Here is a 24,739-nt window from a genome sequence, read left to right on the forward strand (position 1 = left end):
CACTCGTTTCACTAGATCCAACCGCGGCAGCCGGGCGCGCCGCAGCGGCACCGAAGCCGGCCCTCGTGGTGGCTGTCCTCGTAGTCCACCGTGAGTTCCTCGCCTTTCCGGATGTCGCGACGCGCATAGAACTCCGCCCGGTCCTTCGTGCGCCGCATGAAGGTATTGGGCTCGCAGGAATGGTTGATGAAGCGAAAGCCCGTGCGCAGGCCGCGCCCATCGATCGCCTTGCGCTCGAGTTCCACGATGGCGACTATCTTCAGCTTCGCCGCCCGCCGCCGCGCTTCGGCGATGGAAACGACCTCCCCTTCGAACTCGCCGATCTTGGCGCGTTTCGGGATGAAGCCGCCCGCGAAGAGACCGCGTCCGGTGATCGGACTCGGCCCGACGATGAGCGCGTCCTGGATCGGCGACGAGAAAACCACGCGCTTCATGGGCCGAAAGTCTAGCACCGCGATCCTCGCCCCTTTTGAGGCCGCGTGACCCACCACGCGATGATCCCGGCGGCGACCAGCATCGCCGCGGCCATGTAGAAGGGCGTGCCCGGCACGTGTACGCCCGCGCCTTTCGCGATCGACTGCGCGAAGGCCTGCGTGAAGAGCGTCGGCCCGATCAGCCCGGTGATCGCCTGCAGGCTGGCGGTCGCGCCCTGCAACCGGCCCTGCTCCGTGGGGTCCACGCGCCGGCTCATGATCGCCTGCGCCGACGGCCCCGCGAGGCCCCACAGCGCCATGACGGGGATGCCGACCAGGAAGAGCGTGCCTGTGGACGCCGCCCCGTAGATCGCCATGCCGATGGCGCCGAAGGCAAGGCCTGCCCCCAGCGCATGCCGCTCGCCGATCCGTTTCACCACCGGCCGGATGAGCCCGCCCTGCACGATCATCGAGCACACACCTACGCCGCCCAGCACCAGTCCCACCGCCATTTCGCCCCAGCCGTAGCGGTAGCCCAGGTAGAGCACGGTGACGGCCGGGAACACCACGTGCGAGAGCTGCATGAGGAAGAGCACGGCCGCGATGCCGTAGAGCTCGTGGTGCGAGCGCAGGAGCTTGAGTGAGCCCACGGGGTTGGCGCGCTTCCACGAGAACGCGGCGCGCTTTTCCTTCGGCAGCGATTCCGGCAGCACGAAGTAGCCATAGGCCGCATTGGCGATCGCGAGGACACCCGCCACCCAGAACGGCAGCCGCGGATCGACGCCGCCGAGGACGCCGCCCAGCGCCGGACCCAGGGTGAATCCCAAGCCAAAACCGGCGCCGACCATCCCGAAGGCGGCGGCGCGCTTTTCCGGCGGCGTGACGTCGGCGATGTAGGCGAAAGCGGTGGAGATGCTCGCCGCGGTGATGCCCGAAATCACGCGCCCGGCGAAGAGCCAGGCGAGGTTCGGGGCCAGCGCCATCAGGAAATAATCGAGGCCGAGCCCGAGGCAGGAGATGAGGATCACCGGCCGGCGGCCGAACCGGTCGGACACCGCGCCCAGGATCGGCATGAAGGCGAACTGCATCAGCGCCCAGGCGGTACCGAAGACGCCATAGACCTCGGCCGCGCGCGCCGTGTCGCCGCCTTCGAACGACTCCACGAGCTTCGGAAGGACGGGGATCACCACGCCCATGGCGATCACATCGACCACCACGAGGGCGAAGATGAAGGAAAGGGCGGCGGGACGGGCGGCCATGGATCAAAAGGCGTCGTAAAGCCGCGAGTCTACGTTGTCGAGGAACGAGCCGCGCTGGCGGGCAGGGCGACCCTCCGGGCCGCGCGCCGCAGCTATTCGAGGCCCCGTTGATCCGGGGCAAAAAACGCTGCCTCCCCCGGCGCGTAGATTGGAGTCGGGATACTTTCCCGAGGAGATCGCGATGAAAACCACCCCCAATCGCCATGTTCAAGGGCGGCATGAGCCGATCTTCGCCCCACGCCACGACGACCCGTATCTCGAGGTCGGCAAGCCCGCGCACGACGCGCGGTGCCAGGAATGCGGCGTGGTCTTCCACAAGGGCCGCTGGGCGTGGGGCCCGACCCCCGAGGACGCCGTGTCGATGACCTGCCCGGCCTGCCTGCGCATCCATGACCGCTTCCCGGGCGGCTACGTGACCCTCAAGGGGCCGTTCGTGCAGGCCCATCGCGACGAGTTGATGCAACTCGTGCAGGCGCGCGAGGCCTACGAGAAGGCCGGGCATCCGCTGGAGCGCGTGATGGATATCGGCGGGCGCGGCGAGTCGCTCGAGATCACCACCACGGGCAACCACCTCGCGCGCGCCATCGGCAACGCGGTGCGCGCGGCCTACGACGGCAACCTCAAGCTGCGCTACCAGTCCGACGAGAACCTGGTGCGCGCCGTCTGGACGAGGTAGCGGCGATTCCCTAGGCGGTGTGGTGTGTCTTCTCGCGCCACACCTGCCGGAACTTGCCGCTCACGGGGTGGGCGGCGATCTGCCCCGTCTCCATGCGCATCGAGATGCGCGCAAGTCCCTGGCAAGCGAGAAAGCGCACGAGCGATTCCTTCACGCGCGCGGCGGCATCGCGTGAATGCGAAGCGGGCTCCAGGCGCACGCGAAGCGCACGCGGGCCGGTCTGCACCACCTGGAAGCGATGCACCTCCGAGCCCTCCTCCACGGCCGTGCACAACGCCATGGGCATCACCGGCACCTCGTGGCCCTTCAGGTCGTGCAGGCGCAGGATCTCGTCGCGCCGGCCGTCGATGCGGATCACGGGGAAGAGGCGCCCGCAGCCGCAAGGCTTCGACACGCAGGTGACGCTGTCGCCCAGCTCATAGCGGATGAGGGGCTGCACGCGGTTGGCCAGGTTGGTGAGGAGGACAGAGGCCGAAGGCGTGTCCGGCGGCACGGGGGCGTAGTGCTCGTCCACGGGCTCGAGCACGACCCAATCGTCGTTCACGTGCAGCGAGCCCTTCTCGCACTCGAAGGCGATGTTGAGGAACTCCGAGGCGCCGTAGTCGCCGGCCACCCGGCAGGCGAAGGCACGCTCGATGTGGTCGCGCGTCATGGGAGCGAGCCACTCGCCGCCGTACCAGAGCACGGAGGGGGTGATCGCGAGGCGCCCGGCATCCTTCTCGTGGGCCAGGGCGCGCAGCACCGTCGCATAGGAGGCGACCACCGTCGGCTTGAAGCGGTCCAGCTCGGCACAGATCTCTCGAATAGGCGCCGTCACGGGAAAGACGCGCGCGTTCGCCTCGAACCATGGGTGCAGGGCGCGCAGGCGCTCCCAGCCGACCACGCCCGCGAAGTGCCCCTCGGTCGCGGCGATGAGCGCATAGCGGTGGCCGGACAAGGGATCGTTCCAGTTCCACGCGGGCGCCAGGGAACCCATGCGCACCGCCCCGAGCGCGTCATAGACGGCCAGCGCATCCCCGTCGTGGACGATCAGGCCCGGCACGCCCGTAGTGCCGGAACTGGAGAACACCGCGTAGCGGCCCAGGAACGGTTGCCCGACGCGCGCGCGATCGGAGATGAACTCCTCCACGCCCCTCAGCGTGACGGCGGGGTCGGTGACCCAGTCGTCGAAATGCGCCATCAGCTGCGCCTTGTGCACGGGCGGCAGGTCCGTCAGGCGCAGGTCGCGGTGCGCAGTCTTTCCCCAGTGCGCGGCGTAGAAGCGCGAATGGCGGGCCGTCCAGCCGATGAGGCGCGAGAGCCGGTCGGCCTGCAGCCGCGCGATGGATGCACGTCCCCCGGCTTGCGCCCAGCTCGCGTCCATCGTGAAGCTGGCCCAGCGCCACATCGAATCGAGGAACGACCAGCTCTCGGCCTTCACATCCTCCTCCGGAGAACTCCCATGTTCCCTTGTTACACCCCCGGGAATCGGCGCAACCCCGGTTGGATCAGGAAAACCTGACCTGGAAGGGATCCTCAGTTGCGGGGCCGCCGCTCGACACAGTAGGAATGCCCCAGCGAGGCGAGCTCGCTCTGGGAAAGGCTGTCGGAGCGGTTGGCCGCCTGGATCATGTAGGTCGCCACCTGCTCGCCCCAGTTGTCGGAGGGTTTCCTTACGCCCTGCTCCAGGTCCTTCACCCCGCTGCGCTTCGCGTTTTCGATCGTGTTCGCGATCTGCGCGGTGATGCTGCGGCAGGCGCGCTTGACTTCCTCCGAAGCGGCCTGGGCAGCGGCCGCGCCCGGTGCGAGCGCGGCCAGCAAGCCTGCGGCTGCGACAAACGTCTTCAGGTCGTTCATTCTGCAGAATCCTTGGCGTGGTGGTGACTGGTCGATGGATATTTTACCTTGCCCTCGACTTACCCTGCGCACTCAATGCAGGCCGGCATCGCTTACACGGCGCGCAGCCTCTTCGACCTCGGGATTGCGGGGAAAGGTTAGGATAGGGTTCCGCTGACTTCCTCCCGCTTCGCCATGGCCGACAAGACCTCCTCCAAGCCCCCGCCCCCGCAAGCCGATGCCGCCGTCCCGGTTTCGCAGCGGATCCGCGAGCGGCTGCGCAAGGGCCGCGAGCGCTTCCACGCCAACGACAACATCGCGAAGTACATCGAGCCCGGGGAGCTGCACGAGCTGCTGGACGAGGTGGAAGCGAAGATGCAGCGCGTGCTGGAAAGCCTGGTCATCGACACCGAGAGCGATCACAACACGAAGGGCACGGCGCGGCGCGTGGCGAAGATGTATCTCACCGAGGTCTTCCGCGGCCGCTACAACGCCAACCCGCCGGTGACCGAGTTCCCGAACATCGAGCGCCTGAACGAACTGATGATCGTGGGCCCGATCACGGTAAGGAGCGCCTGCTCGCACCACCTGTGCCCCATCATCGGCAAGGTGTGGATCGGCGTCATGCCCAACGAGCATTCCAATCTCATCGGGCTTTCCAAGTACGCGCGCCTGTGCGACTGGGTCATGAGCCGCCCGCAGATCCAGGAGGAGGCGGTGACGCGGCTGGCGGACCTGCTGCAGGAGCGCGTGAAGCCCGACGGCCTGGCGGTGGTGATGGAGGCCGATCACTTCTGCATGCAGTGGCGCGGGGTGAAGGACACCGATTCCAAGATGATCAACAGCGTGATGCGCGGCTCCTTCCTCAAGGATCCGAACCTGCGCCGCGAGTTCCTCTCGCTCCTCGCGAGAAAAGGCACCTAGGAGGCCTACGATGCTCGTCCGACTTCTCTACGCCAGCCGCTCGGCGAAACCCGTCGCCCCCGAGGTGATCGAATCGATCATGGAACAGTCGCGCAAGCACAATCCGGCGCTCGGCATCACCGGCGTCCTGTGCCAGAGCGGCGACGTCTTCATGCAGGTGCTCGAGGGCGGGCGCGCGGCCGTGAACCAGCTCTACAACACGATCGTGCGCGACGAGCGCCACCGCGACGTGGTGGTCCTGCACTACGAGGAGGTGACCGAGCGCAGATTTGCGGGCTGGACCATGGGGCAGGTGAACCTCGCCAAGGTGAACCCCTCGACGCTCCTCAAGTACTGCGAGAAGCCGCAGCTCGATCCCTACGCCATGTCCGGCAAGGCCTCGATGGCCCTGCTGGAGGAACTGATCGCCACCGCGCAGATCATCTGCCGTTCGGCCTGACGCCTCCGCCCGAAGCGCTTCCCACCCGCCTGGCTCCGGAGCCCCCCGCATGACGCTCCTTCGTCACCGCCGCTTCGCGCGCCGCGAGGACCTGGGGCTCACCGCCGGCCAGTTCGCCGCACTCGAGCGGCTGGACACGCCGCAAAGGATCCAGGCCTTCCTGAACCGCATCCCCGCCAACCACGAGCTCGGCGGCGAAACGCTGCTGTCGGCCCGCGAGGTGCTGAAACAGCGCAGGGCGCACTGCCTCGAAGGCGCCTTCGTCGCCGCGTGCGCGCTATGGGTGCACGGCAAGCCCCCGCTCCTGGTCCACCTGGATTGCGACTTCTCCGACTACCCGCACTGCATCGCGGTGTTCAGGCGCGGCCGGTGCTGGGGCGCGATCTCGAAGACGAACGGGGCGGTGCTGCGCTACCGCGACCCGATCTACCGCACGCTGCGCGAGCTCGCCCTCTCCTATTTCCACGAGTACTGCGACCGCAAGGGGCGGCGCACGCTGCGCAGCTACTCCGGCGCCTTCGACCTGCGGCGCGTGGATACGGCCTTGTGGGCGTCGCCCGGGAAGGCCTGCTGGGACGTTCATGAAAAGCTGGTGGGACTGCGGCACTATCCCCTGGTCACCGGCAGGCAGGCGGCGGCGCTGTCGAGGCGCGACCCGTTCGAGAGCCGCATGGCCAGAATCGTCCAGTATCCGAAACCGAAGGAGCGTGCATGAGCGCATCGGTATCGATCGTCCGCACCGCCGGCACGCTGCCCGTTGCCTCGGTCTCCAATCGCGAGATCGGCGAGCGACTGGTGGCCGGTGTCCAGCTCGACGACGAGGCCGCGGAAGACATCGTCGCCAAGGTCCGCGAGCGCTCCGAACTCATCGAGAAGAAGACGGGGTTGCGGGCACGGCATTTCTTCGAGCCGGGCGAGTCACCGGTCACGGTCGGCCTGGAATTGCTCGAGCGCCTGATGGCCGGCGACGCCTGGTCGGATCTGGACGCACTGATCGTCTCCTCGTCCAGCACGCACGGCTTTCCCGGCCTTTCGCAGCAGATCGTCGCGGCCGCACGCGCACGGCACGCGGACCTGGGCGCCCCGTTCGTCCTCGATATCGGCAGCAATGCCTGCACGAGCTTCATGTACGGCGTCGCGATCGGCGCCAGTACCCTCCAGACGATGGGGTTTCGCCGCGTCGCCTGCCTCGCGATCGAATTCGCGTCACGCTGCATTCCCTACGATCCGCTGCACTTCGGCACCAGCACGCTCTTCGGGGACGCGGCAGCGGGCCTGCTGCTCTGCAGCGGCGACCCCGGCATTGCGGCGATACGCTCGATACGCGCCAGTTCGATGATCGACGCCGACACGATCGGGATGATCAAGGGAGGCGGAATGCAGGCCGCGAACCTCGCCCTCGACGTGCCGAAACCGGTCCGCTGGTACATGGCGGGGCCGCCGGTCGCGGTGGGCGCAACGCGCATCCTGATCGACGAGATCCAGCGGTACCAGGCCCGGGGCGCGCGCATCGACTGGCTCATTCCGCATCAGGCCAACCTCACGCGAATCCTGATCCCGGCCTGCGAAAGGACCGGCATCGACCCGGCGCGGCTGTGCGCCTCGTTCTCCGACACCGGCAATACTTCCAGCGCGAGCATTCCCCTGCTGCTCGACCAGCTGATCCGCGGCGGTCGCGTGCGGCCGGGGGAGTTCGCGCTGCTGATCGGATTCGGGGCGAGCTATACGATCGGCTCCGCCCTCCTCGAATTTCGATAACATGGGGGCAAGCGCCCGGCGCCGCCGGGAGCGCCAAGCTTCGACAATCGACACCGAGGAGATCAACCCATGCTTCGTGCCGCACGCATCGCCACGCTCGCACTCTGCTCCGCCCTGGTCGGGGCCAGCCCGGCATTCGCCATCGACTACCCAGTGCGCGCCGTGAAGGTGATCGTCTCCTATCCGCCGGGGGGGACCACCGACGTGCTGGCGCGGATCATCGCGCAGTGGCTCACGGACAAGATGGGCCACACCTTCATCATCGAGAACAAGCCGGGCGGCGGAAACAACATCGGCACGGAACTCGCGCTGAAATCGCCCCCGGACGGTTACACCCTCTTCCTCGTGAACCCGGCCAACGGCATCAACCAAACGCTCTACAAGGACCTGCCGTTCAGCATCCTCACGGATCTCGCCCCTGTCGCCGGCCTCATCAGCTCCCCGAACGTCATGGAGGTCACGCCCTCCTTCCCGGCCAGGACCGTGGCCGAATTCATCGCCTACTGCAAGGCGAACCCCGGCAAGATCAACATGGCCTCTTCGGGCGCAGGCACCTCGGTGCACATGTCGGGCGAGCTCTTCATGATGATGACCGGCTGCAAGATGACCCACATCCCGTACAAGGGCGCAGGTCCCGCGCTCACCGACCTCATCTCGGGCCAGGTGAACGTGCTCTTCGACAACCTGCCCTCCTCGGCGGGCCACATCAAGGGCGGCCGGATCCGCGCAGTCGCGGTCACCACCGCGACGCGCGAGACCTCGATGCCCGACGTGCCCACCGTCGCGGAGACGGTGCCCGGCTACGAAGCGGTGGCCTGGTTCGGCCTGGGCGCACCCAAGGGAACGCCAAAGGAGATCATCGACAAGCTCAATGCCGAGGTGAACCGCGCACTCGCGGACCCGAAGATGAAGGAGCGCCTGGCCGAACTCGGCGGCCACCCCATGTCCGGCACGCCAGAGGACTTCGGCAAGCGCATCGCGTCGGAAGTGGCGAAGTGGTCCAAGGTCGTGAAAGCCTCGGGGGTCACCCCCAACTGAGGGGTGCCTTGCGCCTCCTTCCGGAACACCGTGAAGGAGGCGCTCGCGCCTAGGTCGAGAGCTTGCGTCCCAGCCTGCTTTCGACAGCTTCGATCTTGCTCTTCAGGCGCCCGCTTTTCCCTGCCCGGTAGTCGATCCGGATCGAGGTGGAGATCCGGCTGCAGTCCTGCTTCATCGCCTCGAAGCAGGCGGTGACGACCTTCATCACCTCGTCCCATTCCCCTTCGATGATCGTGCCCATGGGCGTGAGCCGGTACGGCAACCCGCTCCTGTCGATGATGTCGAGCGAGCGAGCCACGTACTCGCTCAGGCTTTCGCCCTTGTCGAAGGGGGACATCGAGAAATCGAGTAGTACCATCGCTCTTCGCCTCGCCACGTTGCCGGTCGTTCGCCATGCTACCGCCAATGCCCCGCCTCGCGGGCGGGCCGCTCGTGTGCCCCCTCGCGAACGCTGCTCGCGGCGGCCTCACGATCATCCCCTTGCGCACGGACGTGGCCGGCGCGGCCGCGTCGCCGATGACTACCGGGAACAGCAGGCCGGAGCGCAGCAGGATGCGGGCTTCACCGCGCGGACGAAGGCGCTGACGAACTTCCCGGCGACCTCCTTCGCAATGGCGTCCGCATCCATTCCTTCCGCCGCGAGAAAGGCCCGGGCGTCGTCGCCATCGTAGACGCGGGTGACCTCGAGATCGATGTCGCCAAATCCGGCGGCGGCGAGCTTGCCCCGGTAGTCCGCGTCCGAGAGCGCCCCGGCGACGCATCCGACCCACAGCTCCATGTTCCTGCGGATGGCCGGCGGCACCTCGCCGCGCACGACGACGTCGGATACAGCGAACCGGCCGCCGGGCTTGAGCACGCGGAAGGCCTCGCGCAGCACCTTGTCCTTGTCGCCGGAAAGGTTGATCACGCAGTTCGAGATGATCACGTCGACGGAGTTGTCCGGCAGCGGGATGTTCTCGATCTCGCCCTTCAGGAAATGCACGTTCGCGAGCCCGCTCGCGCGCTTGTTCTCCTCGGCCAGTGCGAGCATGTCGTCGGTCATGTCGAGGCCGAACGCCTTGCCCGTCGGGCCGACGCGCCGCGCGGACAGGAGCACGTCGATGCCGCCGCCCGAGCCCAGGTCGAGTACGGTTTCGCCGGTCTTGAGCTGCGCGAGGGCGGTGGGGTTTCCGCAACCCAGCGAGGCCTTCAAGGCGTCGCCGGGCACGGCGCCGGCCTCGTCCGCGCCATAGAGGTTGGAGGTGATCGGATCGCAGCAATTCGAATCCGCCTCACCGGTGCCGCAGCAACTGGCACGGCCAGCCCGCACCTGGCGAGCGGCCTCGCCATACCGCTTCCTGACGACTTCCTTGACTTCGTTTGCACTCGACATGTTCATTCCTTTCAAACGAGTTGTTCGTACCAGCCCTTCGTCACGCGAAGACCACGTTGCATCGTCTGTCGCTCACGAAGCCTTGCGCTTGCGCTTCGCGGACGGCACGCAGCCGACGACGCCGCTCGCGCCCTGGCAGCAGTTCTCGGTCAGGTAGTCCACCAACTGGTTCATGGTGGCGAAGTTGGCTGAGTAGTAGATGAACCGCCCCGCCTGGCGGGAGCTCACGAGCCCGGCTTGGGACAGTTCCTTGAGATGGAACGAAAGCGTGGCGTTGGCCATGCCGAGACGCTCGGCGATCCCGCCGGCCGCCATACCTTCCGGTCCCTGCTCGACGAGCAGCCGGAACATGTCCAGCCGCGATCCTAGCGAGAGCCCGGCCAGGGCGGATAGGGCTGCTTTCTTTTCCATGTTTCCAGTTTTATGGAAATAAAGTGCGATGTCAACAGGGGGCGGGCAACGGAAGGCTCTCGCCACTGCGATCGAGTACGGCCGATGGGCCTGCCCGAGGGTTGCCTCCAGCAAACCACCCGGGCGACGATCGAGACTTCCTTGAACCGGGTCTCGATTCCATTGGGCGGGATCCGGCTCATCTCGTCCGCGACTTCCTTCATGGCGGCCTGGATGGGCGCGCGCAGGGCGGAAGCGGCGGGATTCAATGCGATAATCCAGCCCATGCGCGCACTCGCCCTCCTCGCCACCGTCGCCGCTCTGGGCGCCGCCGCCCAGGGTCCCCACGACCCACTCGCCCTCGTCGCCGCCCAGAAGGAGGCCATGAAGGCCCTCGCCTTCATGGATGGCGCCTGGCGCGGGACGGCGTGGACGCTGCTGCCTTCCGGCGAGAAGCGCGTGATCACCCAGACCGAGCGCATCGGGCCGTTCCTCGACGGCTCGGTGAAGGTGATCGAGGGACGCGGCTATCGCGACGACGGCAGCACGGGATTCAACGCACTCGGCATCGTCTCCTACGATCCCGCGAGGAAAGCGTATTCGATGCGCTCGTGGGCGATGGGCCGCTATGGCGACTTCGCCTTCACGCCGCTCGCCGACGGATATGCGTGGGAGATCCCCGCAGGACCGGGGGCCACGATCCGCTACTCCGCGACCATCAAGGGCGACACCTTTCGCGAGGTGGGCGACCGCACCGTTCAGGGCAAGGATCCGCTACGCATCTTCGAGATGGACCTGAAGCGCGTCGGCGACACGGGATGGCCGGCGGCCGATCCCGTACCGGCCCGCTAGACTTCCAGCGCGATCCGCTCGGCCTTTTCCGGCGCATGACGGGCACCCCATGAAGAAGCCTGCCCACGTACACCTTTCGGACCTGCGTGGCTTCCAGCGGCTGGCCGTCGATGCCACCGTCGGCCTGGCCGACCTCGTCGAGGCCATGCATCACACGATTACCAAGGTACCCGGTCCGCTGGGCAAGGCACCCAAGGGACGCACGAGAGGCATCACGGGTTTCGTTTACCGGTCCGTTCGCGGCGTCACCCGCCTCGTCGGCCTGAGCGTCGATGGCCTGCTGGGCCTGCTCACGCCGCTCATCGCGGAGAAGCGCTCCTCGCAGGAGCGCGAGACGGTGCTCGCCGCGTTGAACGGAGTGCTCGGTGATTACCTGGCCGAATCCGGCAATCCGCTCGCCATCGCCATGGGCCTGCGCAAGAGCGGCACCCCGGTGGCCCTGAACCGCGCCGCCCTGGCTGCCGCATTCCCGAAGCCGGGCGGCAGGGTTCTCGTCCTGCTGCACGGCCTGTGCATGAACGACCTGCAGTGGAACCGGGAAGGCCACGACCACGGCGCGGCCCTGGCGCGGGACCTGGGCTACACGCCGCTGTATGTGCACTACAACACCGGCCGGCACATCAGCGCCAATGGCCGCGACTTCGCCGACCTCATGGAAACGCTCCTGCGCGAATGGCCGCACCCCGTCGCGCAACTGGCGATCCTGGGCCACAGCATGGGAGGCCTGGTGGCCCGCAGCGCCTGCCACTACGCCGCGCTCGCCGGCCATGACTGGCGCAAGCGGCTCGACCCGCTCGTAATGCTCGGCTCGCCCCACTTCGGCGCGCCGCTGGAACGCGCCGGCACGCGCGTGGATTACCTCCTGGGCATCAGCCCCTATACGGCGCCGTTCGCCCGCCTGGGCAAGGTTCGCAGTGCGGGAATCAAGGACTTGAGCCACGGCCACCTGCGCGACGAAGACTGGCAACCGAAGGCCAGGGCGGAGACGATGGCCTCTCACAGCCCGGTGCCGCTTCCCGGCGGAGTGCGCTGCTACGTGATCGCCGCCAGCAGGCAGGAACACCCGCCCTCCCCCGGAGCCAGGACCCGTGGCGACGAACTCGTGCCCGTGAACAGCGCCCTGGGACGGCACCGCGATCCGCGCCTGAGCCTTGCGATTCCGGAGACCAGCCGTTGGGTGGGGTACGGCATGGGACATTTCGACCTGCTCAGCCGCGGTGATGTGTACGAAAAGATTCGCGGCTGGCTTGCCGCCCCCTCCGGCCGCCCGGGCGACGCACCGCGGAACCCATGATCGAATCCCTCCCGGTCACCGCGGCGCGCGTCATCACGTTCAAGCAGCAGAAGGCGCTCATCAACGCCAGCGGCTTCTTCTTCGCGCTCGACGATGCGGACGACACGCTCGCGCGCCTGGATGAAATCGCGCGCTTCGAGCGAGCCTGCGAAGAGCGCCGCACCCGGGTACGGCCACGCTGCGCATTCGTGTAGGGTAAGGCCTTGAAGCGGAGGCGACCGCCCCCGTCGGCACTCGAATGCGAGGAAACGGAAATGCGCGGGACCCTGCGGCAATTGCGGCAAGCCGGAAATGACTGGCAGCGGCGCGCCCTTCACGCATTGGCGCCGACGTTCTTGGCCCTGGCATGCGCTGGCATCGCCGGATCCGCCCAGGCGCAAGACGGCAAGCTGGGCGCCTACACGGGAACGGTCACCATTTCCGGCACGGAGTTGAGCGCCGCCGGGAACCCGGGCAAGGTGGACTTTCGCGCCACCGTGAAGATCACGCTGCCGCTCACGAGCAGGAGCGACACCTCCGCGATGGCCGAGCTGAGCGACATCGACAAGCCGAGCGCGTCGGCCGAGATCACCCAATGGGATCTCGCGGGCAGGAACGCCTCGGCGGACTCCGACGGAAAGATCACGAGCTGGACTTGCGCGCTCGCGGCGCCGACCACGATCCCGATGAATGGGCAGGGCACGCTCAACGTCGACTATCGCAAGAAGACGCACTCGATGTTCATTGCGCTGGTTTCCCTCAAGCCGATCCCGCTCAGGTGCGTCAATTCGCGCTCGGGGGCTTACAGACAGACCCGGACCGTCAGCCTGTTCTTCGGCACCAGCGAGCCGGACGTCCTTCCGTGGAAGGAATTGCCCTTCGCGGACCCGGCGCGACTGAGCGCGAAATACAGGCTCGTGCCGGTGAGCCAGATGAAGGGACGGTACGCGCCGGTCGAGATGGCGTGGGACCTGCAGCTCACGCGTTGAGCGCGCTCCCGGGGCTCCCGGAGCCCGGCGGGCGACCTGCCGGGGTATATTGGCGCCCATGAAAATTCCGAAGCGACTGCAACCGCTCGTTGACGATGGCGTGATCGACTCCGTGGTGCGCCAGCTCATGAGCGGCAAGGAGGCGATGGTGTTCGTGGTGCGATGCGGCGCGCAGACGCGGGTCGCCAAGGTGTACAAGGAGGCCGACAAGCGCAGCTTCCGCCAGGCCGTCGACTACACCGAGAACCGCAAGACCAAGAACAGCCGCCAGGCGCGCGCCATGGCGAAGGGCACGCGCTTCGGGCGCGAGGCGCAGGAAAAGGCATGGCAGAGCGCGGAAGTGGATGCCCTTTACCGGCTCGCCGCGGCTGGCGTGCGCGTGCCCAGGCCCTACAACTTCCACGAAGGCGTGCTGCTGATGGAACTCGTCCACAACGACGAGGGCAACGCCGCCCCGCGCCTCAACGACGTGGAATTCACGCCGGAGATCGCCGTCGAGCTGCACGATCTCCTCATCCGCGAGGTCGTCCGCATGCTGAGCGCGGGCGTCGTGCACGGCGACCTGAGCGAATTCAACATCCTGCTGGGCTCCGAAGGCCCCGTGATCATCGACCTGCCCCAGGCGGTGGACGCGGCGGGCAACAATCACGCGCCGCGCATGCTGGTCCGCGACGTGGACAACCTGCGGCGCTTCTTCGGGCGCGTGGCGCCGGAACTGCTCGACACCGACTACGGCAAGGAGATCTGGGCGCTTTACAGCTCGGGCAAGCTGCACCCCGACGTCGCCCTGACGGGGCAGTTCGAACAGGACGACGCCGCTGCGGACGTGGAAGGTGTCATGCGCGAGATCGACGACGCGCGGCTCGAGGAGGCGGCCCGGATCCTGCGGATGCAGGAGGCCGGCTAGACGCCATGCCGCTCGGGAGCGCGATACCCGAGTGGGCATTCACCGCGGTTGCCGTCGTGACCGTCTTCACCGTCATGTTCGACCTCGGGCTCGCCATCGTGCCGGGCGAGTTCCGCTGGGTCTGGCAGCGGCCTGCGCTCATGCTGAAGGGCCTGTTTTCAGTGCTGGTCGCGGTCCCGGCCCTGGCGCTGGTCGTGACATGGGTCATGGCGCTTCCGCGGCCCGTGGAGGTCGGCATCGTGCTGATGGCCCTCTCGCCCGGCGCCCCGGTGGCGCTGCGCAAGTCCCTGGGCGCGGGCGGCCATCGATCGTTCGCCCCGGCTCTGCAGATCGCGGTGGCTGTGCTCGCCACTGTCTCGATGCCGCTGTCCATCGCGGCGCTGAACGAGTACTACGCGGCAGACGCGACGATCGCGCCGTGGCGCCTGGCAAAGCAGGTCTTCGTCGCGCAGTTGCTGCCGCTGGGGCTGGGCATGCTGGCCAGGCACCTTTCCCCGGCCAGGGCGGAATGGCTCGCACCCCGCCTCGCGCGGCTGGGGACCTGGCTGCTGATCCTCCTGACGGTGCTGGCGCTCATCGACGTCTGGGAAGTCGTGGTGAATGCCGGCGGGCGGGTCGCGCTGGCCATCGCGATCGCCACGATGCTGGCTCTGGCCGCCGGGTACCTGCTGGGTGGCCCCGACCCCGCGACGCGCACGGCCATGGCCATATCCAGCGCCGCGCGCAATCCGGGCCTGGCGCTGCTCGTCGCGACGCTGAATTCCGCTTCACCCGTCATCACGGCCACGATCCTGAGCTATCTCGTCGTCTCGGTGCTTACGGCGGTTCCCTTCGTGATGTGGCGGCGGCGGGCGGCGGCCCATTCCTTGCGTCTGTAATTTTTCGGCGCCGGAAAAGCGACCTGTCTCACAGCAGCGCGGGTGGCAGGCGCCGACACTGGGTCCATCGAAAACGATGCAGTGGACCCGGTTGGAGGCAAGTCATGAGAAACCTGATCAGCAGGGAATGGCCCGGCGCAACGCAAGTCATGGAGGCGGAGATCGAGCGCCACCACGACACCCTGCACGCCGTGGGATTCCGGCCCTCCTTCTACGACCACGCCTCCTGCACCCTGTATCCGTCGCGCCATGCGGACGGGAGCCCGGCGGACAATCACGTGCTGGACGGACTGCCGGACGAGGTGGTGGTCGTGCGGGCCTGCAACCGGGTGCTCGCCGTCAGGATGACGCTGGTCGCCGGTTTCGAGCGCGGCGGATATTTCTTCACGAAGGCGGCCGCCCTGCGCGCGGCCGTGGAGTGGAACCAAACCGCTACACTCGGGTAACGACCACTGCCGGATTCAGGGCGCGGGCGCCCCGCCCGCAGCCGCATGCAGGTGGCACGCCACCCGCCGGCCTGCCTCCACTTGCACGAGCGGCGGCAATTCCTCGCTGCACCGCGCCATCGCGTGCGGACAACGAGGATGGAACGCGCACCCGCGAGGCGGGTCCATCGCCGAAGGTATCTCGCCGATCACGCGCGGCAGCGCGAAGCGCGCCCTCGGGTCCGGCACGGGAGAGGCCGCGCGCAGCATCTGCGTGTACGGGTGCAACGGGCGGTCGAAGATCTCCGGCACCGGCGCCTCCTCGACGATGCGCCCGAGGTACATCACCGCCACGCGGTCGCACACATGGCGCACAACGCCCAGGTCGTGCGAGACGAAAAGCAGGCTCAGGCCGTGCCGGTCGCGCAGGCCCTCCAGCAACTTGAGCACCTGCGCCTGGACCGAGACGTCCAGGGCCGAGACGGGCTCGTCGGCGACGATCAGGTGCGGCTCCAGCACCAGTGCCCGCGCAATGCCGATGCGCTGCCGCTGGCCGCCGGAGAACTCGTGCGGGAAGCGCTTCGCGGAATCGATGGGAAGGCCCACCTCCGCGAGAACCGCCCCGACCCGCGCCTCGATGTCCCTGCCCCTGGCCAGCCCGTGCACGCGCAGCGGCTCGGCAAGCGTCTGCGCCACGGTCCGGCGCGGATTGAGCGAGGCGTACGGATCCTGGAACACCATCTGCATGCGCCGCCGGACGCTGCGCAGCGCCGGCCGCGCAAGCCCCATCACCTCTTCGCCCTCGAAGACGATGCGGCCCGCGTCGGGCTCGACCAGCCGCAGCAGGCACCGCGCCAGCGTCGACTTGCCGCAGCCCGATTCACCGACGAGCCCGAGGGAAGCGCGCTCCGGCACCGAGAACGACGCATCGACCACGGCGTGGACCTGCGCCGCGCGCCGGAAGAGCCCGCCGCCGACCGCGAAGCGCTTCCCGAGGCCCTGCACCGAAAGTATCGGGCTCGCGCTCACGCCGTGCCCCCGCGAACCCAGCAGCGAACCGCCCTCGCCTCACCCGTGGCGACGAGCGCCGGCCGCTCCGTGCGGCATTGCTGCGTCGCCAGCGGGCAGCGCGGCGCAAAGGTGCACCCGGCCCCGATGTCGCGAATCGACGGGACGTTGCCTTGTATCGGCTCGAGGGCACCGATGTCCCGATCCACCCGTGGCATGGAAGCGAGCAGCGCCTCGGTATAGGGGTGGCGCGGCGCCTCGAAGAGCGCCGCCACTGTCGCCGTCTCGACGATCTCGCCCGCGTACATCACGGCCACGCGGTCCGCGATGAGCGCCACCACGCCGAGGTTGTGGGTGATGAAGAGCACCCCGAGTCCGTATTCGCGCTTCAGGTCCTCGATGAGCGAGAGCACCTGGGCCTGGATCGTCACGTCCAGCGCCGTCGTCGGCTCGTCGGCCAGCAGCACCGCCGGCTGGCACGCGAGCGCCATGGCGATCATCACGCGCTGGCGCATGCCGCCGGAGAACTGGTGCGGGTAGTCGCCCATGCGCTTCGCCGCCGAGGGCACCTTCACCAGGTCGAGCGCGCGCTGCGCCTCCTTCCACGAGGCGGCTGCGCCAAGGCCGCGGTGGGTGCGGACGCTTTCGGCCACCTGGGCGCCCACCGTCATCGTCGGATTGAGCGCGGTCATCGGCTCCTGGAAGATCATCGCCACGCGATCGCCGCGCACCTTGTCCAGCGCCTTGTCGGGCAGTCCCACGAGCTCGCGGCCGTCCAGGCGGATGCTGCTGCCAGCCGAGATGCGCCCCGACGGCGCGGGCACAAGCCCCATCACCGCGAGGGCCGTCACGCTCTTGCCGCTGCCCGACTCGCCCACCACGGCGAGCGTCTCGTTGGGCGCGATGGCGAAATCCACGCCGCGCACGGCCGGATGCCACGCGCCGCGGGAGCGGAATTCCACGGTGAGGTCGCGCACCTCGAGCACGGCCGCCTCAGTCACGCTGCGCTTTCGGATCGATGGCGTCGCGCAGCCCGTCGCCCAGCAGGTTGAGGCCGAGGACGGTGATAAGGATCGCGATACCCGGCGCCACCGCGAGCCAGGGAGCGTCGAGGATATTCTCGAAGCCCTCGCGGATCATCCCGCCCCAGGTGGGGGTGGGCGGCTTCACGCCCAGGCCGATGAAGCTGAGCGAGGCTTCCGTGCGGATGGCGGTGGCGAGCCACATCGAGGCGACCACCACGATCTCGGAAAGCAGGTTGGGGATGATGTGCACCACCACCAGACGCAGATCGGAGAACCCCAGCGCCCGCCCGGCCTCGACGAAGTCGCGGCCCTTGAGCGAGATGGTGGGCGCGCGCGCGACCCGCGCGAAGGGCGCGAGCTCCGTGAGGGCGATCGCGATCACGAGGTTCTCGATGCTGGGCCCGAGCATGGCCACCACCATGAGGCCCAAAAGAAGCGTCGGGAACGACAGCAGTACGTCGAGGAGGCTCGTGACCGCCGCGTCGACCCAGCCGCCCAGGTAGCCCGCCGTGATGCCGATGGCGGAACCCACGACCATCGCGAGCGTGATCGCCAGCACGCTGATGGTGAGCGAGATGCGCGCGGCGTGCAGCAGGCGCGCAAGCACGTCGCGCCCGTAGGAGTCCGTGCCCAGGAGGTACTGCGCCGACGGCGCCATGAGGCGGTCGGCGATGTTCTGCTCCAGCGGATCGACCGGCCAGATGCTGGAAGCGAAGACCGCGGCCAGGACGACCGCGGCGATGAGCGCCAGCCCCAGCCACGAGGTCGGGTTGGCGCGGAAGCGGTGCGTCCAGCCGCGCGCAGGTTCGAGGACAACGGCCGGCGTGCTCACCGGTACCTCACGCGCGGGTCGATGATCCCGTAGGCGATGTCCGTGGCCGCATTCGCGAGCACGATGAAGCCCGCGAAGAAGACCATCAGCCCCTGCAGCAGCGTGTAGTCGCGCTGGTTGAGGGCGCCGAGGATGAGCTTGCCCAGCCCCGGCCGGTTGAAGACGATTTCGGTGAGCACGGAGTTGCCGATCATGGTGCCCAGGTAGAGGCCCACCACGGTGGCCACGGGGATCAGGGCATTGCGCACCGCGTGCCGCCAGACCACGTTGTTCGCGCCAATGCCCTTGGCGCGCGCGGTGCGCACGTAGTCCTCGCCGAGTACGTTTAGCATCGAGGAGCGCGTCACGCGCGTCACGTAGGCCGTCATGATGAGCCCCAGGTTCAGGGCCGGCAGCGCCAGGTGGCGCAGGCGGTCGATCGGGTCGTCCACCTTGGGCGCGGAGATCACCGGGAACCAGCGTAACTGAATCGCAAAGACGAGCAGCAGCAGGATGGCGGAAACGAACGCCGGGAAGGAAAGGCCGGCGAGCGAGAACAGGCGCGTGAGCATGTCGGGCAGCCGGTTGCGGTTCACGGCCGCATAGACGCCCAGCGGCACGCCGCACAGCACACCCAGGAGGATCGCCGCGGCCGTGAGTTCGATCGTGTAGGGGATCACAGCCAGCACCTCGGACCACACCGATTTGCCCGTGACGAGCGAGCGGCCGAGGTCCCCGCGCAGGATGCCGCCCAGGAACTCGAAGTACTGAACGGGGAGGGACCGGTCGAGGCCCAGCTTGGCGCGTAGCGCCGCCAGCGCCTCGAGGGACGCCTGGTCGCCCAGGATCACGAGCGCCGGATCGCCCGGCACCACGCGCGCGAGCAGGAACACCGCCGTCATCGCGAGGAGCAGCGTCGGCACCGCGAGCGCAAGCCGACGAAGCAGGTACTCGCCCATGGTCGCCTCAGGCAGCCTCGGCGACCGCGAACCGCCGCGCCGCGAAGGAAGCGATCGGCAGGTCGGTCGTGCCGCGCGTAGCCAGGTCGGCCACCGCGACACCGCAGATGGGCCCGAGCTGGAAGCCGTGACCCGAGAAGCCGAACACATGGATGAATCCGGGCGCCCCGGGCGAGAAGTCGATCACCGGCAGGCGATCGGGCATTTCCGCCTCGATGCCGCACCAGGAGCGCACGATGCGCGCCCGGCGCATGCGCGGGAAGAGCGCGGCGGCCGCCCCGGCGGACTTGGCCAGGTTCGTGACGTCGACCCAGCCCTGCTCCTGGTCGAGGTCGGCACGACCCTGCTGCCCGCCGCCGATGATCACGGTTCCCGATGGCGATTGCTTGAACGAAAGCGCGCGTCCCACCGCGCCGATCACGGGAAGAACGAAGGGCGGCATGCGCTCGGTGACGATCATCATCGAGGCGCGCGTGCGCATCGGAAACACGTCCCCGACGAGCGCCGCGAGCCGCCCCGCCCATGCGCCCGCGGCGTTCACGACCACCGGCGCGCGATAGCGCCCGCGCGTGCCGATGACCAGCCACGACCCGGCCTGCCTCTCGATGCCCACGACCGCCTCGCCTTCCTCGATCGCGGCCCCCGCCTCCCGGGCCCGCGTGCCGAATGCAAGGGTCGTGCGGAACGGATCGGCCGCGCCGTCGTCGCGAACGACCATCGCGCCGACGCAGTGGGGCGCGAGGGCGGGCACCAGCCGGCGCACCTCGGCCGCATCGATGACTTCCTCGTGATCGAAGCCCAGGCCGCGCACGGTCCGTGCCCGCTTCTCGAGCGTCTCCAGTTCCTGCGCCGACTCGGCCACCTTCACGTGGCCGCAGGCGGTGAAGCCGCAATCGTCGCCGACCAGCTCGCGGATGCGATGCCAGTAGGGCATGCCCTGCACGGAGAGCGGCACCTCGGCGAGGTCGCGCCCGAGCCGGCGCACGCCGCCGGCGTTGATGCCGGAGGCATGGCGGCCCACATGACGGCGTTCGAGCACGATGACGCGGCGCCCGCGAAGCGCCAGCTGCAGGGCCGCGGAGCAGCCATGCAGCCCGCCGCCCACCACGATCGCGTCCGCTTCGCGAATCAAGCGGCGCGCTCCTCGTCGGCGAGCGCGGCGAGTTCGCCCAGGCGCAGTGGCTTGAGCGGCGGGCGGATGCGGAAGGTGCCTACCTCCTGCGGCAGCACGCCAAGGGCGGCCGCGATGACCCCGGTGACCGTCGGGCCGCACATCCGCCCCTGGCACGGCCCCATCCCGCAGCGCGTGAACGATTTCACCTGGTTGGGTCCGAGGCAGCCCAGCGACACCGCCTCGCGGATGCGGCCGGCCGTCACGCCTTCGCACCGGCACGCAACGACGTCATCCGAGGGCGCAAGGAGCTCGGGCGCTGGCGAGTAGAGCGCGTCGAGGAAGCCGCGGATCGCATCGTGTCCTTCCAGCTCGCGGCGCACCGGCTCCGCACGCCGGTCGCGATCTTCGGGCGTAATGCGGCCCAACGCCGCCGCCGCACCCAGCGCTGCCAGGCGGCCACGGCATTCCGCCACGCGCGCGCCGCCGATCCCGCCGCAATCGCCCGCGACGATGATCGCCTCCACGTCTGTTGCGCCGAATGCGTCCGCGCGGGGCCGGAAGCACTGTTGCACCGGGTCCCAGTCGTGCGCGCAGCCGAGGGCAAGCGTCACCTGCGTGTTGGGAATCACGCCCTCGTGCAGCAGCAGCCCGCTGGCCGGCGCCTCGTTCCACTGCGACCCCACGCGCCAGCGCACACGCTCCAGGCGCGAATCGCCCGCAGCCTCCACGGCCTCGACGCCGGTCACGCGCCGGATGTCCGCCATGCGCAGCTGCGCGAGGTAACCCAGGCCCTTGGCAAGGTATCGCCAGCCGCGCAGGACGCCGCCGAGATGCGCCAGCGCCGTGCCCGGGATCGACGCACGGGCCGTGTCGAGAATGCCGGCGACGCGGCCGCCCGCCGCGACGATCTCGGCGGCGAAATGCAGGGTGAGGGGGCCACTGCCCGCGATCCACACGCCCGCGTCCGGCAGCAGCCCGATCGACTTGTGCAGGATCTGGGCCGCGCCCACCGTCATCACTCCCGGCAGCGTCCAGCCGGGAATGGGCACGGGGCGCTCGATCGCGCCCACGGCCACGAGGACGCGGTGTCCTTCGATGAGGCGGCTCGCCGTTCCGTCGGTGGCGAACACGCGCCCGTCGCGCTCGACCTGCCAGGCCTGGTGCGAGGCGAGGTACGTGGCGCCGCAATCGCGGAACGCGCGCGCGAGCGCCAGGCCGTGGCGGTACTCCTCGCCCAGCGCGGCGGCGCGGCCTTCCGCTTCCGCGCGCTCGACGGCCCGGTAGATCTGGCCACCCGGCTCGGGTTGCTCGTCGATGAGCGTCACGGTGAGACCGAGTTGGCGCGCCTGCACAGCGGCCGCCAGGCCTGCCGGGCCGCCGCCGATGACCACGAAATCGAATGGGGTGCTCACAGCTCGCGCGCTCCTTCCTGCCGGCGGATGCGCATGCCCGGGCGCACGACGACCATGCATCCCTGCTGCGACGGCTCGTCGTCGATGACAAGCAGGCATTCGAAGCAGACGCCCATCATGCAATAGGGCGCGCGCGGCTCTCCGGTGGCCGGCGAGGTGCGCGTGCTGGCGAGGCCCGCGATCAGGGCCGCAGCGGCGGCACTCGCGCCGCACGGCACGCTGACGGCGCGGCCCTCGACTTCAACGACCACCGCGTCGGCGGTGTCAGGCGGCTTTCGGAACATCGAATCGTCTCGGATGGAAAGCGTTGAGGAAGTCGCCGAGCTGTCCGTCGGCGATTGCGTTGGCGAAATCCGTGGCATGCGCAGCCGCCAGCGTGACGCCCGAATGGCAGATGGCGACGAAGGCGCCCGGGCAGCGCTCCGACTCGGCGTAGACGGGATGGTTGTCCGGCGTGAGGATGCGGATGCCGCCCCACGTGCGGTTCAGACGGGCGCTGGCCAGCTCTGGCAGGATGCGGATGGCACGGGCGGCCATGCGCCCGCCCACGGCAACGGTGGTGCGGTCGTCGAGCCCGGTCTTCTCCTTCGACGACCCGATGAGCAGGGTTCCGTCGTCCGTCTGCCGGATGCCGCTTCCCGGCAGCCGCAGGAATGGCCGGAACCTCTCGGTGACGAGGATCTGGCCCCGCTCGGCGCGGATGGGCGCCGGCAGGCCGATCTGCCCGGCCAGCGCCGGAATTCCGTGCCCGGCTGCCAGCACGACCTTGCCGGCCTCGACGATCCCCTGCGGGGTATGGACCAGGAAGCGGCTTCCGCGATGGACGATGGACCGGGCCGGCGCGTCCGCCCGGTAATGGACGCCGGCCAGCTTGAGCGCCGCGTGCAGCGCCCGCAGGAGCTGGAGCGGATTGCAGTGGCCGTCGTGCGGGCAGAACGAGGCGCCGCTGACGGACTCGCCCAGGCGCACGCCGGGCAGCACGCGCTCGAGTGCAAGCCGCTCGAGCATCTCGGTGCCATAGATGTCGGCCTGCGCGCGCAGCTGGGCCACCTTGAGTCGGCGCGCCTCGAAATCCGCCTCGCCCAGGCAGTACACGAGGCCCCCGTCTTTGCGATATTCCGTCCTCACGCCCGACATGGCCTCGAGGCGCTGCGCGAACGCCGGCCATTGGTCCGCCGAGCGGCGGGTCCAGCGCATGTAGGCGGGCAAGCCGTCGCCCTTGGACTGGACCCAGATCAGGCCGAAATTCGTGCGTGCCGCGCGCAGCGCCCGGTCGCCCTCGTCGAGCACGGCGACTCGCAGGCCGCGCTCCGCAAGCCCGAAGGCGATGGACGATCCCACGATACCGCCGCCGACCACGACCGCGTCGTAGCCGCCCGCGGCGGGCGACGCCCGATCGCCCCCCGATTTCATTTCAGCGTCGTCTTCTCGTTGATGGGCGGCGCGAGGTTCAAGGCCCCCTCGAGCGGCACGCCGTAGTCGACCGTGTCGCGACGCGCCCACACCTGCTGCAGGTCGAAGAGCGGGATGCCGCAGATCTCGGCGTTGATCTTCTCCTGGGCCGTGCGCCACAGCGCGATGCGCCTGGCGGGATCGGCTTCGCTGCGAGCCGCGTCGATCTCGGCATCGGCGACCTTGCAATGCGAAAAATTGGTCACCTGCGTGGGCGACCCGATTTCGGCGCGCGAGTGGTAGAACTCCGTGAGGTAGCTGTCCGCCACCGGGAAGCGGGCCGCGCCGTAGAACACGATGGCACTCGCGTCCTTGCGGATCTGGGCGTGGTACGTGGTGTGATCGACCACGTCCATGACGAGATTGATGCCGGCACGCTTGAGCTGTCCCTGCACCACTTCCATCACCGGCAGCTGCGCGGTGTTGCTGGACACGACGGCCTTGAGCGTGATGCCCTGCGCGTAGCCCGCCTCGGCCAGCAGCGCCTTGGCTTTCGCGACGTCGTAGGGGAACTTCGGGCCCACGTCAGCCTCGCCCAGGTAGCCCGGCGGCACGACGGAACGACCGGGCGTGATCACGTCCGCGCCCACGAACTTGATGAGTTGCGGCACGTCCACGGCGCGCGCCACCGCCTCCCGCACGCGCTTGTCGTCGAGCGGCTTGATGTGCTGGTTGATGAAGAGCGTGCGGAACTCCCCCGGCCCGAACACGTCGACCTTCACGCCCGGCTGCTGGCGCGTGCGCTCCACCCAGCGCTGCTCGCGCTTGCCCTGGATCACGTCGAGCTCGCCGGACGTGAAGGCGAGGTCACGGCTCGCGTCCGAGTTGATGAACTTGTAGACGATGCGCGCTATCTTCGGCTTGCCGCGGTAGTACTTTTCGTAGGCCCTGAGGACCAGTTCGCGCTGCGTCTGGTGCTCCACGAACTCGAAGGGTCCGAAGCCGACGGGTTTCAGCTTGAAACCGTCACCCAGCTCCTGGTCCGCCTTGCGGCTCACGATCATGCCGCCGTGGTAGTTGGATACGAGTCCCAGCAGGCTGGGCACCGGCGTCTTTAGCGTGATGCGCACGGTGTACGGATCGAGCGCCTCCACCTTCTGGAATTGCTGGAAGGTCGAGGAGAAGGAGGAACGCTTCGGGTCCGCGGCGCGCGTGAGGCTGTAGACGACGTCCTCCGCATTGGCCTCGCCATAGCCGCGGTGGAACTGCACGCCCTTCCTCAGCTTGAAGGTCCAGGTGAGCCCGTCGGCAGAATGCTGCCAGCTCTCCGCGAGGTCACCTTCGATACTTGCGGGGTTCGCGCTGCCGGGAGGGAAGCGCACGAGGCCGCCGAACATCCACCCGATGGGGCCCTTCTCGTGGGTCGCCGAGGTGCGGTGCGGATCGAGGGTGCTGATGTCGGTGGCCTGGGCGCCGACGCGCAGGACCTTCTCCTGGGCTGCAGCCGGCAGGACCAGGCCGGCAACGGCGGCGGCGGCCAGGACGAACGCCACGGAAGCGAATCGCGTGAATAGACGCATCATTGCTTATGCCCTCCTCGGGTGGTTATT

Annotated in this window: 28 protein-coding genes and 1 pseudogene; 13 read left to right on the top strand and 16 right to left on the bottom strand. The window is 68.7% G+C overall.

Features of this window, described 5'->3' with window-relative positions; all coding sequences use genetic code 11:
• Nucleotides 1-11 precede the first annotated feature (11 nt).
• Nucleotides 12-434 (bottom strand): SET domain-containing protein, encoded by a 423-nt coding sequence (locus IPP91_06065; protein ID MBL0141629.1) that lies wholly within the window; start codon nt 432-434, stop codon nt 12-14.
• Between the two features lie 11 nt (nt 435-445).
• Nucleotides 446-1,672 carry a TCR/Tet family MFS transporter gene (locus IPP91_06070; GenBank protein MBL0141630.1) on the bottom strand — a complete coding sequence of 409 codons (1,227 nt, stop codon included), beginning with the start codon at nt 1,670-1,672 and terminating at the stop codon, nt 446-448.
• Nucleotides 1,673-1,853: 181 nt separating this feature from the next.
• On the opposite strand from IPP91_06070, the gene IPP91_06075 reads away from it, so the two are divergent.
• A complete protein-coding gene (locus IPP91_06075) occupies nt 1,854-2,348 on the top strand; it encodes an ATPase (protein MBL0141631.1) in 495 nt (164 codons plus the stop codon).
• A 10-nt stretch (nt 2,349-2,358) separates the two neighbouring features.
• Here the strand turns inward: IPP91_06075 and IPP91_06080 are convergent, their stop codons facing one another.
• Both IPP91_06080 and IPP91_06085 read right to left on the bottom strand, forming a co-directional pair.
• Nucleotides 2,359-3,768 (bottom strand): phenylacetate--CoA ligase family protein, encoded by a 1,410-nt coding sequence (locus IPP91_06080; protein ID MBL0141632.1) that lies wholly within the window; start codon nt 3,766-3,768, stop codon nt 2,359-2,361.
• A gap of 95 nt (nt 3,769-3,863) precedes the next feature.
• Nucleotides 3,864-4,184 carry a hypothetical protein gene (locus tag IPP91_06085; GenBank protein MBL0141633.1) on the bottom strand — a complete coding sequence of 107 codons (321 nt, stop codon included), beginning with the start codon at nt 4,182-4,184 and terminating at the stop codon, nt 3,864-3,866.
• A gap of 174 nt (nt 4,185-4,358) precedes the next feature.
• On the opposite strand from IPP91_06085, the gene IPP91_06090 reads away from it, so the two are divergent.
• The 5 genes from IPP91_06090 to IPP91_06110 all read left to right on the top strand — a co-directional run bounded on the left by IPP91_06090 (nt 4,359) and on the right by IPP91_06110 (nt 8,322).
• Nucleotides 4,359-5,087: a GTP cyclohydrolase I gene (locus IPP91_06090; protein MBL0141634.1), complete on the top strand. Its 729-nt coding sequence runs from the start codon at nt 4,359-4,361 to the stop codon at nt 5,085-5,087.
• Nucleotides 5,088-5,097: 10 nt separating this feature from the next.
• Nucleotides 5,098-5,526: a BLUF domain-containing protein gene (locus IPP91_06095; protein MBL0141635.1), complete on the top strand. Its 429-nt coding sequence runs from the start codon at nt 5,098-5,100 to the stop codon at nt 5,524-5,526.
• Nucleotides 5,527-5,575: 49 nt separating this feature from the next.
• Nucleotides 5,576-6,241 (top strand): hypothetical protein, encoded by a 666-nt coding sequence (locus tag IPP91_06100; GenBank protein MBL0141636.1) that lies wholly within the window; start codon nt 5,576-5,578, stop codon nt 6,239-6,241.
• On the top strand, nt 6,238-7,284 hold the full coding sequence (locus IPP91_06105; GenBank protein MBL0141637.1) for a hypothetical protein: 1,047 nt from the start codon (nt 6,238-6,240) through the stop codon (nt 7,282-7,284). Before IPP91_06100 ends, IPP91_06105 begins: the two co-directional genes overlap by 4 nt.
• Nucleotides 7,285-7,353: 69 nt before the next feature.
• On the top strand, nt 7,354-8,322 hold the full coding sequence (locus IPP91_06110) for a tripartite tricarboxylate transporter substrate binding protein (GenBank protein MBL0141638.1): 969 nt from the start codon (nt 7,354-7,356) through the stop codon (nt 8,320-8,322).
• A gap of 49 nt (nt 8,323-8,371) precedes the next feature.
• Here the strand turns inward: IPP91_06110 and IPP91_06115 are convergent, their stop codons facing one another.
• From IPP91_06115 to IPP91_06125, 3 genes are all read right to left on the bottom strand, one after another.
• Nucleotides 8,372-8,680: an MTH1187 family thiamine-binding protein gene (locus IPP91_06115; protein MBL0141639.1), complete on the bottom strand. Its 309-nt coding sequence runs from the start codon at nt 8,678-8,680 to the stop codon at nt 8,372-8,374.
• Nucleotides 8,681-8,842: 162 nt separating this feature from the next.
• A complete protein-coding gene (locus IPP91_06120) occupies nt 8,843-9,694 on the bottom strand; it encodes an arsenite methyltransferase (protein ID MBL0141640.1) in 852 nt (283 codons plus the stop codon).
• A gap of 72 nt (nt 9,695-9,766) precedes the next feature.
• Nucleotides 9,767-10,105 carry a winged helix-turn-helix transcriptional regulator gene (locus IPP91_06125; protein ID MBL0141641.1) on the bottom strand — a complete coding sequence of 113 codons (339 nt, stop codon included), beginning with the start codon at nt 10,103-10,105 and terminating at the stop codon, nt 9,767-9,769.
• 255 nt (nt 10,106-10,360) lie between these two features.
• Here IPP91_06125 and IPP91_06130 point away from each other — a divergent pair, with 255 nt between their 5' ends.
• The 7 genes and pseudogenes from IPP91_06130 (at nt 10,361) to IPP91_06160 (ending at nt 15,429) form a co-directional block, all read left to right on the top strand.
• Entirely contained in the window at nt 10,361-10,936 is a 576-nt protein-coding gene (locus IPP91_06130) for a DUF1579 domain-containing protein (protein ID MBL0141642.1), read from the top strand.
• A gap of 49 nt (nt 10,937-10,985) precedes the next feature.
• Nucleotides 10,986-12,230, top strand: coding sequence for an alpha/beta hydrolase (locus IPP91_06135; protein MBL0141643.1), 1,245 nt, complete (start codon nt 10,986-10,988; stop codon nt 12,228-12,230).
• Nucleotides 12,227-12,316, top strand: a pseudogene (locus IPP91_06140) (serine protease). Before IPP91_06135 ends, IPP91_06140 begins: the two are co-directional and overlap by 4 nt.
• A gap of 168 nt (nt 12,317-12,484) precedes the next feature.
• Complete coding sequence (locus IPP91_06145; GenBank protein ID MBL0141644.1) at nt 12,485-13,198, top strand: hypothetical protein; 714 nt, start codon at nt 12,485-12,487, stop codon at nt 13,196-13,198.
• A gap of 58 nt (nt 13,199-13,256) precedes the next feature.
• Nucleotides 13,257-14,105, top strand: a complete 849-nt coding sequence (locus IPP91_06150; protein ID MBL0141645.1) for a serine protein kinase RIO — start codon at nt 13,257-13,259, stop codon at nt 14,103-14,105.
• Between the two features lie 5 nt (nt 14,106-14,110).
• Nucleotides 14,111-14,983: a hypothetical protein gene (locus tag IPP91_06155; protein ID MBL0141646.1), complete on the top strand. Its 873-nt coding sequence runs from the start codon at nt 14,111-14,113 to the stop codon at nt 14,981-14,983.
• Between the two features lie 104 nt (nt 14,984-15,087).
• Nucleotides 15,088-15,429: a dihydroorotase gene (locus IPP91_06160; protein ID MBL0141647.1), complete on the top strand. Its 342-nt coding sequence runs from the start codon at nt 15,088-15,090 to the stop codon at nt 15,427-15,429.
• Between the two features lie 15 nt (nt 15,430-15,444).
• On the opposite strand, the gene IPP91_06165 is transcribed toward IPP91_06160, so the two are convergent.
• From IPP91_06165 to IPP91_06205, 9 genes are read right to left on the bottom strand one after another with little or no spacing between them, the layout of a single operon-like run.
• The gene (locus tag IPP91_06165; GenBank protein ID MBL0141648.1) at nt 15,445-16,437 is read right to left on the bottom strand and encodes an ATP-binding cassette domain-containing protein; all 993 of its coding nucleotides are present in this window, start codon (nt 16,435-16,437) and stop codon (nt 15,445-15,447) included.
• A complete protein-coding gene (locus IPP91_06170) occupies nt 16,434-17,417 on the bottom strand; it encodes an ABC transporter ATP-binding protein (GenBank protein MBL0141649.1) in 984 nt (327 codons plus the stop codon). Before IPP91_06170 ends, IPP91_06165 begins: the two co-directional genes overlap by 4 nt.
• A complete protein-coding gene (locus IPP91_06175) occupies nt 17,410-18,273 on the bottom strand; it encodes an ABC transporter permease (GenBank protein MBL0141650.1) in 864 nt (287 codons plus the stop codon). The genes IPP91_06170 and IPP91_06175 overlap by 8 nt, the downstream gene beginning before the upstream one ends.
• On the bottom strand, nt 18,270-19,211 hold the full coding sequence (locus IPP91_06180) for an ABC transporter permease (GenBank protein ID MBL0141651.1): 942 nt from the start codon (nt 19,209-19,211) through the stop codon (nt 18,270-18,272). The genes IPP91_06175 and IPP91_06180 overlap by 4 nt, the downstream gene beginning before the upstream one ends.
• A 7-nt stretch (nt 19,212-19,218) precedes the next feature.
• Complete coding sequence (locus tag IPP91_06185; protein MBL0141652.1) at nt 19,219-20,340, bottom strand: FAD-binding oxidoreductase; 1,122 nt, start codon at nt 20,338-20,340, stop codon at nt 19,219-19,221.
• Nucleotides 20,340-21,797 (bottom strand): FAD-dependent oxidoreductase, encoded by a 1,458-nt coding sequence (locus IPP91_06190; protein ID MBL0141653.1) that lies wholly within the window; start codon nt 21,795-21,797, stop codon nt 20,340-20,342. The genes IPP91_06185 and IPP91_06190 overlap by 1 nt, the downstream gene beginning before the upstream one ends.
• Complete coding sequence (locus IPP91_06195; GenBank protein ID MBL0141654.1) at nt 21,734-22,021, bottom strand: (2Fe-2S)-binding protein; 288 nt, start codon at nt 22,019-22,021, stop codon at nt 21,734-21,736. The genes IPP91_06190 and IPP91_06195 overlap by 64 nt, the downstream gene beginning before the upstream one ends.
• On the bottom strand, nt 22,002-23,150 hold the full coding sequence (locus IPP91_06200) for an FAD-dependent oxidoreductase (protein ID MBL0141655.1): 1,149 nt from the start codon (nt 23,148-23,150) through the stop codon (nt 22,002-22,004). Before IPP91_06200 ends, IPP91_06195 begins: the two co-directional genes overlap by 20 nt.
• Nucleotides 23,147-24,709: a polyamine ABC transporter substrate-binding protein gene (locus tag IPP91_06205; GenBank protein ID MBL0141656.1), complete on the bottom strand. Its 1,563-nt coding sequence runs from the start codon at nt 24,707-24,709 to the stop codon at nt 23,147-23,149. Before IPP91_06205 ends, IPP91_06200 begins: the two co-directional genes overlap by 4 nt.
• Nucleotides 24,710-24,739: the final 30 nt, after the last annotated feature.

The organism is Betaproteobacteria bacterium (assembly GCA_016720855.1).
Classification (GTDB): Bacteria; Pseudomonadota; Gammaproteobacteria; order Burkholderiales; family Usitatibacteraceae; genus FEB-7.

Bases quoted from the DNA above. Each gene is read 5' to 3' on its own strand.
- IPP91_06065 (MBL0141629.1), bottom strand. From the start codon at position 434: ATGAAGCGCGTGGTTTTCTCGTCGCCGATCCAGGACGCGCTCATCGTC.
- IPP91_06070 (MBL0141630.1), bottom strand. From the start codon at position 1,672: ATGGCCGCCCGTCCCGCCGCCCTTTCCTTCATCTTCGCCCTCGTGGTG.
- IPP91_06075 (MBL0141631.1), top strand. From the start codon at position 1,854: ATGAAAACCACCCCCAATCGCCATGTTCAAGGGCGGCATGAGCCGATC.
- IPP91_06085 (MBL0141633.1), bottom strand. From the start codon at position 4,184: ATGAACGACCTGAAGACGTTTGTCGCAGCCGCAGGCTTGCTGGCCGCG.
- IPP91_06090 (MBL0141634.1), top strand. From the start codon at position 4,359: ATGGCCGACAAGACCTCCTCCAAGCCCCCGCCCCCGCAAGCCGATGCC.
- IPP91_06095 (MBL0141635.1), top strand. From the start codon at position 5,098: ATGCTCGTCCGACTTCTCTACGCCAGCCGCTCGGCGAAACCCGTCGCC.
- IPP91_06100 (MBL0141636.1), top strand. From the start codon at position 5,576: ATGACGCTCCTTCGTCACCGCCGCTTCGCGCGCCGCGAGGACCTGGGG.
- IPP91_06105 (MBL0141637.1), top strand. From the start codon at position 6,238: ATGAGCGCATCGGTATCGATCGTCCGCACCGCCGGCACGCTGCCCGTT.
- IPP91_06110 (MBL0141638.1), top strand. From the start codon at position 7,354: ATGCTTCGTGCCGCACGCATCGCCACGCTCGCACTCTGCTCCGCCCTG.
- IPP91_06115 (MBL0141639.1), bottom strand. From the start codon at position 8,680: ATGGTACTACTCGATTTCTCGATGTCCCCCTTCGACAAGGGCGAAAGC.
- IPP91_06120 (MBL0141640.1), bottom strand. From the start codon at position 9,694: ATGTCGAGTGCAAACGAAGTCAAGGAAGTCGTCAGGAAGCGGTATGGC.
- IPP91_06125 (MBL0141641.1), bottom strand. From the start codon at position 10,105: ATGGAAAAGAAAGCAGCCCTATCCGCCCTGGCCGGGCTCTCGCTAGGA.
- IPP91_06135 (MBL0141643.1), top strand. From the start codon at position 10,986: ATGAAGAAGCCTGCCCACGTACACCTTTCGGACCTGCGTGGCTTCCAG.
- IPP91_06145 (MBL0141644.1), top strand. From the start codon at position 12,485: ATGCGCGGGACCCTGCGGCAATTGCGGCAAGCCGGAAATGACTGGCAG.
- IPP91_06150 (MBL0141645.1), top strand. From the start codon at position 13,257: ATGAAAATTCCGAAGCGACTGCAACCGCTCGTTGACGATGGCGTGATC.
- IPP91_06155 (MBL0141646.1), top strand. From the start codon at position 14,111: ATGCCGCTCGGGAGCGCGATACCCGAGTGGGCATTCACCGCGGTTGCC.
- IPP91_06160 (MBL0141647.1), top strand. From the start codon at position 15,088: ATGAGAAACCTGATCAGCAGGGAATGGCCCGGCGCAACGCAAGTCATG.
- IPP91_06180 (MBL0141651.1), bottom strand. From the start codon at position 19,211: ATGGGCGAGTACCTGCTTCGTCGGCTTGCGCTCGCGGTGCCGACGCTG.
- IPP91_06190 (MBL0141653.1), bottom strand. From the start codon at position 21,797: ATGCATGGTCGTCGTGCGCCCGGGCATGCGCATCCGCCGGCAGGAAGG.
- IPP91_06195 (MBL0141654.1), bottom strand. From the start codon at position 22,021: ATGTTCCGAAAGCCGCCTGACACCGCCGACGCGGTGGTCGTTGAAGTC.
- IPP91_06200 (MBL0141655.1), bottom strand. From the start codon at position 23,150: ATGAAATCGGGGGGCGATCGGGCGTCGCCCGCCGCGGGCGGCTACGAC.
- IPP91_06205 (MBL0141656.1), bottom strand. From the start codon at position 24,709: ATGCGTCTATTCACGCGATTCGCTTCCGTGGCGTTCGTCCTGGCCGCC.